The 9439-nt window shown below is 59.8% G+C and carries 6 protein-coding genes and 2 rRNA genes (1 of these 8 cut by a window edge); 5 read left to right on the top strand and 3 right to left on the bottom strand.

Annotation, left to right across the window (positions count from 1 at the left end; genetic code table 11):
* The 5 genes from IF199_RS25460 to IF199_RS25440 form a co-directional block, all read left to right on the top strand.
* Window positions 1-449: ribosomal RNA gene (locus IF199_RS25460) — 23S ribosomal RNA — on the top strand (it extends 2442 nt beyond the left edge of the window).
* Between the two features lie 179 nt (window positions 450-628).
* Window positions 629-744, top strand: a 5S ribosomal RNA gene (gene rrf, locus IF199_RS25455).
* Window positions 745-893: 149 nt separating this feature from the next.
* The gene (locus tag IF199_RS25450) at window positions 894-1553 is read left to right on the top strand and encodes a paraquat-inducible protein A (protein ID WP_096822658.1); all 660 of its coding nucleotides are present in this window, start codon (window positions 894-896) and stop codon (window positions 1551-1553) included.
* A complete protein-coding gene (locus IF199_RS25445; protein WP_192558999.1) occupies window positions 1540-2163 on the top strand; it encodes a paraquat-inducible protein A in 624 nt (207 codons plus the stop codon). The genes IF199_RS25450 and IF199_RS25445 overlap by 14 nt, the downstream gene beginning before the upstream one ends.
* Window positions 2156-4459, top strand: coding sequence for a PqiB family protein (locus IF199_RS25440; RefSeq protein ID WP_192558998.1), 2304 nt, complete (start codon window positions 2156-2158; stop codon window positions 4457-4459). Before IF199_RS25445 ends, IF199_RS25440 begins: the two co-directional genes overlap by 8 nt.
* 69 nt (window positions 4460-4528) lie before the next feature.
* Here the strand turns inward: IF199_RS25440 and mksF are convergent, their stop codons facing one another.
* Genes mksF through mksB form a run of 3 tightly spaced genes read right to left on the bottom strand, consistent with a single transcriptional unit; the run spans window position 4529 to window position 9334 of the window.
* A complete protein-coding gene (mksF, locus tag IF199_RS25435; RefSeq protein ID WP_192558997.1) occupies window positions 4529-7369 on the bottom strand; it encodes an Mks condensin complex protein MksF in 2841 nt (946 codons plus the stop codon).
* Entirely contained in the window at window positions 7366-8067 is a 702-nt protein-coding gene (gene mksE, locus IF199_RS25430) for an Mks condensin complex protein MksE (protein WP_096822662.1), read from the bottom strand. Before mksE ends, mksF begins: the two co-directional genes overlap by 4 nt.
* On the bottom strand, window positions 8057-9334 hold the full coding sequence (mksB, locus tag IF199_RS25425; protein WP_192558996.1) for an Mks condensin complex protein MksB: 1278 nt from the start codon (window positions 9332-9334) through the stop codon (window positions 8057-8059). The genes mksE and mksB overlap by 11 nt, the downstream gene beginning before the upstream one ends.
* Window positions 9335-9439 lie beyond the last annotated feature (105 nt).

Genomic DNA, 9439 nt, shown 5'->3' with positions numbered 1-9439 from the left:
CTGATACCGCCCAAGAGTTCATATCGACGGCGGTGTTTGGCACCTCGATGTCGGCTCATCACATCCTGGGGCTGAAGCCGGTCCCAAGGGTATGGCTGTTCGCCATTTAAAGTGGTACGCGAGCTGGGTTTAGAACGTCGTGAGACAGTTCGGTCCCTATCTGCCGTGGACGTTTGAGATTTGAGAGGGGCTGCTCCTAGTACGAGAGGACCGGAGTGGACGAACCTCTGGTGTTCCGGTTGTCACGCCAGTGGCATTGCCGGGTAGCTATGTTCGGAAAAGATAACCGCTGAAAGCATCTAAGCGGGAAACTTGCCTCAAGATGAGATCTCACTGGAACCTTGAGTTCCCTGAAGGGCCGTCGAAGACTACGACGTTGATAGGTTGGGTGTGTAAGCGCTGTGAGGCGTTGAGCTAACCAATACTAATTGCCCGTGAGGCTTGACCATATAACACCCAAGCAATTTGCGTCGGCTCTCTAAACCAGAGCAACCAGATTGCGGTGTGTGAAGACGAAACGAACCGAAAGTTCGACTGCACCTAAAAAGGCAGCACAAAACACCGAAAACTATCCCATACCCAATTTGCTGAAGCGAGGCCGTCTGGCCACGACTCAGTACCCGAATTTCTTGACGACCATAGAGCGTTGGAACCACCTGATCCCATCCCGAACTCAGAAGTGAAACGATGCATCGCCGATGGTAGTGTGGGGTTTCCCCATGTGAGAGTAGGTCATCGTCAAGATTAAATTCCGAAACCCCAATTGCGAAAGCAGTTGGGGTTTTGTTTTGCCCGCAGGAAAGTTTTTGCTCGCGTCAGCGAACAAATTTGCACAGTTATTTTCGAATCAGAACACTAGAATAGATCCCAACTTTTTCGGAGTCAGAGCCCTTATGTCAGATTCGGTTGACGCCCCCGGGCTGTCAGAATTACCGCTGGATGACTTGGTGGCCTGTCATGAGTGCGATCTGCTGATGCGCAAGCCCAAGCTTGCCCACGGTGAAAAAGCCCTCTGCCCACGTTGTGGCTACGAACTGTACGCCCACCGCCATAACGTGGTGCAGCGCAGTCTAGCCCTGGTCATTGCCGCACTGCTGCTCTACGTGCCGGCGAACTTTTTACCCATCATGCAGCTCAATGTTTTGGGGCAATCGTCGCAGGACACTGTCTGGAGCGGTGTTATCGGCCTGTTCAATACCGATATGCGCGGTGTCTCAGTCGTCGTATTCCTGTGCAGCATGGCGATTCCACTGCTGAAACTGCTGTGTCAGTTGATGGTGTTGCTGACGATCCGTTTCAACATCGGTCGTAGCTACGGCCTGTTGCTCTACCGCATTTATCACCACCTCAAAGACTGGGGCATGCTCGAGGTCTACCTCATGGGCGTCCTGGTCGCGATCGTCAAACTGGCGGACATGGCGGCTATCACCGTGGGTCTCGGTCTGGCGTGTTTCATCGGCTTGTTACTGGTTCAGGTCTGGCTCGAAGTGGTGATGTCACCGCACCAGATCTGGCAGGCGTTATCAGGAGAGGATGCCCATGCGGGCGATTGATGCAGGCATTCTGATCTGTGCTGAATGCCACGAACTGAACAGGCAGGATACCGAATGCGATGTTCAGACCTGCACCCGATGCGGTGCGCTGGTTCATGCAAGGCGTCCGAACAGTCTCGCCCGAACCTGGGCGTTGCTGATCACTGCGGCGATTATCTACATCCCGGCCAACGTACTGCCGATCATGACAGTCAGCTCTCTGGGCCAGGGTGATCCGAGCACGATCATGTCCGGTGTGATCCAGTTGGTGCAGCACGGCATGATTCCGATCGCTGCCGTGGTGTTCATCGCCAGTATCCTGGTGCCGACATTCAAACTGGTGGGTATCGCGCTGTTGCTGTTTTCGGTGCAGCGCCGCCAGCCCTTGTCCGCGCGCCAGCGGATCTGGATGTACCGTTTCATCGAGTTCATCGGCCGCTGGTCCATGCTCGATATTTTCGTGATCGCCATTCTGGTGGCGGTCGTCAACTTCGGCCGGCTTGCCAGCGTCGAAGCCAATCTTGGCGCCATCGCCTTCGCCAGTGTGGTGATTCTGACGATGCTCGCCGCTGTCACTTTCGATCCCCGACTGATTTGGGATAACACGGAGTCGGACGCCGACCATGACTGATTTGCCTGTAGCGAAAACCCGACCGGCTTCGAACTGGTCTGCCATTTGGGTACTGCCCCTGATTGCCCTGATCATCGGCGGCTGGCTGGGATGGCGTGCCTACAACGAAACCGGCATCGAGATTCAGGTGCGCTTCGAAAGCGGTGAAGGTATCCAGGCCAACAAGACCGAAGTGGTCTACAAAGGCATGCCAGTCGGCAAGGTCAAAGCCCTCAAGCTCGACGACGAAGGCGGCACCAAAGGCGTGATCGCCACCATCGAAATGAACAAGGATGTCGATCAATACCTGAAGACCAGTACCCGCTTCTGGCTGGTCAAACCGAGTGTGACACTGGCTGGTATCACCGGTCTGGAAACCCTGGTATCAGGTAACTATGTCGCGATCAGCCCGGGTGAAGGCGAGCCGACCCGCAAGTTCAAGGCCCTGGCCGAAGAGCCGCCGCTGTCGGACTCCAAACCCGGCCTGCACCTGACGATCAAGGCGGATCGCCTGGGTTCGCTGAACCGTGGCAGCCCCGTGTTCTACAAGCAGATCAAGGTTGGCCAGATCAAGAGTTACGTGCTGTCGGAAGACCAGAGCACTGTCGAACTCAAAGTGTTCATCGAGCCGACCTACGCCAAACTGGTGCGCAAACATACGCGCTTCTGGAACGCCAGCGGCATCAGCATCGACGCCAACCTGTCCGGGGTGAAAGTGCGCAGCGAGTCCCTGGCCAGCATCGTCGCCGGCGGTATTGCCTTCGCTACGCCGGAGAACCGCAAGGACAGCCCGCCGACCGATCCGAGCCTGCCGTTCCGCCTCTACGAAGACTTCGATGCGGCCGCCGCCGGCATCCGCGTGAAGGTCAAACTCAGCGATTTCGAAGGTTTGCAGGCCGGTCGTACGCCGGTGATGTACAAGGGCATTCAGGTCGGTAACCTGAAAGCGCTGAAGATCGATCCGGACTTGTCCAGCGCCACCGCTGAATTGACCCTCGATCCTCTGGCTGAAGAATATCTGGTCACCGGCACCCAGTTCTGGGTGGTCAAACCGTCGATTTCCCTGGCCGGCATCACCGGTCTGGAAGCGTTGGTCAAAGGTAACTACATCGCCGTGCGCCCAGGCGACAAGGGCGGCGCTCCGCAGCGTGAGTTCGAAGCCCGGCCGAAAGCGCCGCCGCTGGACCTCCGCTCACCGGGTCTGCACCTGGTGCTGTTCACCGACACGCTCGGCTCGATCGATGTTGGCAGCCCGATCCTCTACAAGCAGGTCAAGGTCGGTTCGGTGCAGAGCTATCAATTCTCCAAGACCCGGAAGCAACTGGTGATCGGCGTCCACATCGAGAAGGAATACGAAAACCTGGTCAACGCCTCGACCCGGTTCTGGAACGTCAGCGGTGTCACGTTGACCGGTGGCTTGACCGGCGGCATTCAGGTCAAGAGCGAGTCGTTGCAGACCCTGATGGCCGGCGGCATCGCCTTCGAAACGCCGCAAGCCAAGGCTCCGCTGCAGAAGCGCATTCCGCGCTTCCGTCTGTTCGCCAATCATGATGACGCGAATCAGAAGGGCGCGGTGGTCACCATCAAGGTCGACCGTGCCGACGGTTTGCGCAGCGGCACGCCGATTCGCTTCAAAGGCCTGGATGTGGGCAAGATCGAAAGCGTCGACCTGACCGATGACCTGCAATCGGTGATCCTCACCGCGCGCATCACAGAAGTGCCGGAGAAGATTGCTCGGGTCGGCAGTCAGTTCTGGGTGGTCAAACCGGAGTTGGGGCTGATCAAAACCTCGAACCTGGAAACCCTGGTGACCGGCCAATATCTCGAAGTGCAACCGGCGGCCAAGAACCTCGGCCCGCAGAAGAACTTCGTGGCGTTGGACAATCCGCCAGAGTTGGCCAAGCAGGAAGCAGGCTTGAGCCTGGTCTTGAGCGCCGCTCGTCGCGGTTCGCTCAAACCGGGTGTGCCAGTGACTTACCGCGAAATCACCGTGGGTAAAGTCACCGGTTATGAACTGGGACAGACTGCCGATCGGGTACTGGTGCACATCCTGATCGAGCCGAAGTACGTGCCACTGGTACGTAGCGGTAGCCGCTTCTGGAACACCAGCGGTGTCGGATTCGATATCGGCCTGTTCAAGGGCGTGACGGTACGCACTGAGTCTTTGGAGACAGCGATTCAGGGCGGTATCGCCTTCGCCACGCCGGACGGTGAGCGCATGGGCAACCCGGCTCGGGCTGAACAGACCTTCGCGCTGTTCGACAAGTTCGAAGACGAATGGCTGACCTGGGCGCCGAAAATCCCCCTCGGCAAATAATCCCGAGCCCATGAAAAAGGGCCGCGATCCATTGGATCGCGGCCCTTTTTTGTGCCCGTCAGTTAAGCATCAAACCGCATCCAGCTCCGGCTCGTCCGCTTCGACATTGATGGTGGCTTTCACCACATCGTGACGGCGGATGTATTTCCAGTCCGCCTCGTCGATGTAGATGCCGGCCGGGCCGCTGCCGCCTTCCAGGTCGATGGCGACACTGGCGCAGACCTGCGGCTTCACGCTCGCCAGAATCGGCACGAAGCCCAGTTGCAGGCTGGTTTCCAGCAATGCTGCCTGGTTCTTCTCGTCGATGTCCGCCGCCTCGTCGAGGTAGTACGGCAGGCGCACGCGACCGGCCAGGTCGCGGTCCATCAAGTGCAGCAACAAGTACATGTTGGTCAGCGCCTTGATGGTCATCGTGGTGCCGTTGGACGCCGCGCCATCGATGTCGGTGTGGATCACCGGCTGGCCGTTGACCTTGGTGATCTCGAACGCCAGTTCGAACAAGTCCTTGAGGCCGAGCTGGTTGTGGTTCGCCGCCACCAGACGTGCCAGGTATTCCTTGGCATCTTCGTTCTTGTTGTCCTGTTCCGCGCTCTGGCTCAGGTCGAACACCGACAGGGTTTCGCCTTCTTCGTACTGACCGGCGCTGTGGATGATCTGGTCGATGTGCTTGAGCGCTTCCTTGTTCGGCGCGAGCACGATGCGGAAGCTCTGCAGGTTGGAGACCTGACGCTTGTTGATCTCGCGGTTGAACAGCGCCAGTTGGTGCTCGAGGCTGTCGTAGTCGCTGCGGATATTGCGCAGGGTCCGCGCGATATCGGTCACGGCTGCGCGACGCGCCTTGCCGAGGGTCAGGGCTTCGTCGGTACGGTGCGCGTAAGCGTTGATCAGCAACGACAGACGGCGCTCCATGTCGTCTTCGCTGTCGAACTTGGCCACGCCTTTGAGGCGCACTTGCGCGTACAGCGCTTCGATCTGGCCATCGGCACGCAGCAAGCCTTGCCAGCTGTCCTGATAGTCGTTGAGCAGCGGCAGCAGGTTGTCCATCGAATCGTCGACCGGATCCATGAACGGCGTGCCGAATGGCAGATCCGCCGGTAGCAACTGACGGCGACGCAGGGCATCGTCGAGGGTGCGTTGCTTGGCTTCCATGTCGGCGATCTGCCGGCCGACCAGTTGCAGCTTGGCCGACAGTTGCTGGACGCGCTCGGTGAACGCATCGCTGGAACGCTTGAGTTCGTCCTGCGCGGCTTCCATCTGCGCCAGTTGCTCCAGCTTGTCACCTTCTTCGGCGCTCAGGGTCTGGGTGCGGCGGAAGTCTTCCAAAGCTTTCTGCGCATCCAGCACCTGCTGGTACAGCGCTTCGGTCTGGGTCTTGCTCGCGGCGCGGTCGGCGGCCACGGCTTGCTGGGTTTTCAGTTGCTTGAGTTCTTTTTCCAGACGCTCTTTCTGATCGCGTAGCGCGGCACGGTCGGCCAGCGCTTGCAGGGCCGGCGGCTCGATGTGCGAGATGTCGATCGACAGGCCCGGCACTTCGAAACGCTCGCCCTTGAAGCCGTCGAGGATCAGCTCGACCGATTTGACCCACTCGCCGTCCTCGTCGAGGGTGATGCCGTGTTCGCCCAGCGGCAGGCTGAACAGCGCGCTGTTGAACAGACGCATCAGGCGTTCGACGTCCTGTTGCGAGAACTCTTCACGCAGGCGGGCGTAGCTGTTGTTGTCGGCGTGATCGAGTTGCTGTTTCACCGACTTCAGGCGTTTTTCCAGATCCCGCAGACGTTCTTCGAGATCCTCGGCGCTGAATTGACGGGACTGCGCCAGCGCACCGGCCAGTTCATCGTGAGCGTCCTTGGCGGCCAGCAGTTGCTGCTCCAGCACCTTGACGTCATCGACCAGTGCAAAGCGGTTTTTCAGTACCGACAACTCACCGAGCCAGCGCTGAATGCCGGAGATTTCCCGCTCCAGACGCATCAGCTCCTGGGTGCCACCGCGCTGATCGTTTTGCAGGTCGTCCTGCTCGCGACGGTAATGTTCGGCCTGGATCGCCAGTTCTTCTTTGCGCGCACCGGCGTAATCCGACCAGGTGCCGAGCAACGAATCGAGCAGTGGCGACAGGCGATGCAGCTTGCCGCGCAGCACGTCGCGCTGTTTCACGCCGTTGGCCAAGGCTTCGACCAGCGGGCCGGCCGCCACCAGCGAGTTGTAGTCCTGTTCCATGCGACGCACGTCGCGGAAAGCTTCTTCGCACGCCGCAATGTAATCGACGCTGCCGGAACGCAGGCTGTGTTCGAAGGCATCGAGGAACAATTGCTTGAGCTTGGCTGCGGTGATTTCGCGCATGTGCAGCAGGTTGATGAACAGCGCGCGGAAAGTCTTCAGGCTCTGCTCGCTGGTGGAGCGCAGCGGGATCAGGGTCAGATCCAGCGGGATCGACGTATGACCGCCAACCAGCAAACGGCGCAGTTCATCAGGCTTGAGTTCGTAGGCTTTCAGGCCTTCCTTCTCAAGGTTGCTGAACAGTTCTTTCTGACGCAGGCAGGTGTCGTTTTTCTGGTAGTGCGCCAGATCAAGCTTGCCGGCGTAGGCAAAGAACTGGTGACCGAAACCGCCACCCGGGCCGCGACCGACCACGCCGATCACGTGCGGGCCGTGGGGCAGGTTCACTTCGACGAGGATGTAGCTGGTGTCGGAGGCAAAGTAGAAACGCCGGGATTGTTCCAGGCTGTACTTGCCGAAACTCATGTCCGACATGCGCGCCAGGATCGGGAACTGCAAGGCGTTGATCGAGGCGGATTTACCCAGGTTGTTCGCGCCGTAGACCGATAGCGGTTCTTCCAGCGGAAACAGGCCGAGGCTGTAACCGGCGGTGTTCAAAAGGGCAAAGCGGCGGATGCCGTAGCGTTCCTGGCTCATGCGTCGGACTCCTGTTCTTCGGCAATGGCGCGGGCCAGTGCGTCTTCTTCGCTCTCTTCCTCAAATTCGGAAAGATCGAGTGGATCGTCGGTCTCGAGGAATTTGGCCTCGGCCTCTTCGTCGATCAGCACCGGTGCCGGCAGCGGCAGCACGCTGTGCACGCTGGCCGCCAGATCGCGGTCCTGCTGAACCGACAGGCAGACGTCGAGGAAGCGGTGCATCGGCGGCAGGAAGCGGTACACGCCGTTTTCTTCGCCAGCGAAACCGAGCTGGGTCATGCGGCGCATGATTTTTTCTTCGAGCTCTTCAACGGTCTGAACTTCGGCCTGGATGAACAGGTCGCGGTACTTTTCCAGCAGCGACGGCAATTCTTCGCGGCCGAGGCTGCCGCCGTCGAGCACAGCGATCGGATCGCGGCCCTGATCGGCCAGATGCTCGACGAGGATGAAGGTGAACAGCGCCAGGCGCTGAGCGGTCTTGTTCACCGCCGCTGCTGCCATGTCCGGCACGAAATAGTAGAAACCACGGGTGTCGCAGACCAGTTCGAAACCCAGTGCCTTGAACAGCGTGCGGTACTGGTCCTGGAAGTTCGACAGTTGCGCGTACAGCTCCGGATCGCGGCGGCTGACGTGGTAACCCTTGAACAGCTCGCGGAAGATCGGCGCGAGTTGCGACAGTTCGGAAAGATCAAGATGCATTGGGGATGCTCGCAGAATCCTCGGCGGCGGTGTCGCCGGCCGAGAGCAGGGCGAAGGAGCGCAGGCTGACCTGGTGCTCGTGTGTGTGGTATTCGCGGCGTTCCAGACGCTCGCGCTTGAAGCGTTTTTCCCGCGACAGGCGCGAGAACCAGTAAAGCAATTCGTCGGTCGCGCCGTCCGGTTCCTGCTCCAGCAGCCAGGTCATCAGATCCGGCATTGGCAGGGATTCTTCGCAACGGTCGACCATTTCGCGCACGGTGCGCGGTGCGCGCGGGGCTTCGCCTTTCTGTGTCTTGTGCGCCTTGGGGAAGCGCGCCGGTTTCGGCTCGAAACGGGCCAGGGCATAGACGTAGGCTTCAACCTGACTGGCGCTGCCAAGGAAGGTGCTTTGCGGCCGGGTGAACAGCGGCATCGCGGCTTGCGGTACGGCGTCGATGCCTTTGCGGCGGATCGCGGCAAGGGCGAGGGCGGCGCCACGGGTTACGGCGTTGTGCCGGCGAGCTTCTTCACGCAACGGCAGCAGCAGTTCGCGAGCGTGACGCAGGGTCAGCTGGGCGCTGGTCTGCATCTCGAGGATGCGCGCGTGGGTGCGCAGCAGCATGTCGTCATCGACCAGATGGCCGAGGCGCTGCTGTTCGCTGAGCATCTTCAGCAGCACGGTTTCGACCTTGCGTACGCCTTGTTCGAAGGCGCCGTCGGCGTTCACCAGATCAATCATCGGCTCGACGTATTCGTCCCAGGTCGCCAGTACTTCGGCGTAACGCTGACGCAGCGGAATCTGCCGGTCGCTGGTCTTGGCCCGCTCGGCCACGGCCACCAGCGCCTGTTCGTCGTTGTCGAGTTTCTTCAGAACGTCGCGCACGCGCATGTCGAGCAGGCGCAACTGACGCGCCAGATCATTGCCATCGCGAATGTCGAACGCATCCTGGATGTAACCGGCCAGACGCTCGAGGTGACGCAAATAAGCTTCGATTTCCAGGCACAGGCCGAGTCGGTGTTCCCGACGCAGGTAGGCGAGGAAGTCGTGAATCTGCGCGTTCAGCTCGAAACGGTTCGGGCTTTTGGCCACGGGCACCAGAATGTCGAGGCGAATCCACACGTCGAGCAGACTGGTGATGTCCTGCGGCGTGCTGTCCAGTTGTTGGGCGGCCAGTTGCGTGCGCAGTTCGTTGAGGCTCAGGGTGCCTTGGTCGAAGTGCTCGCACAGTGGCTCCAGAAGTGCCCAGTGTTCAGCGAGGGCGCGCAAGACGCGCTTGGGTTCGATCATCGGAATGGCCGGCTGGTTGGCGATTAAAAGCCGCGATTGTACTGCATCACGCGGGATGCGATTCACTCTCGGGACGGGCTGTCGCTTTTCTTTGCGTCAAGGTAT

Origin of the sequence: Pseudomonas allokribbensis (assembly GCF_014863605.1) — a bacterium.
Classification (GTDB): domain Bacteria; phylum Pseudomonadota; class Gammaproteobacteria; order Pseudomonadales; family Pseudomonadaceae; genus Aquipseudomonas; species Aquipseudomonas allokribbensis.
The sequence above is the reverse complement of the archived record's forward strand: the minus strand, read 5'-3'. Positions and strand labels throughout refer to the sequence as shown.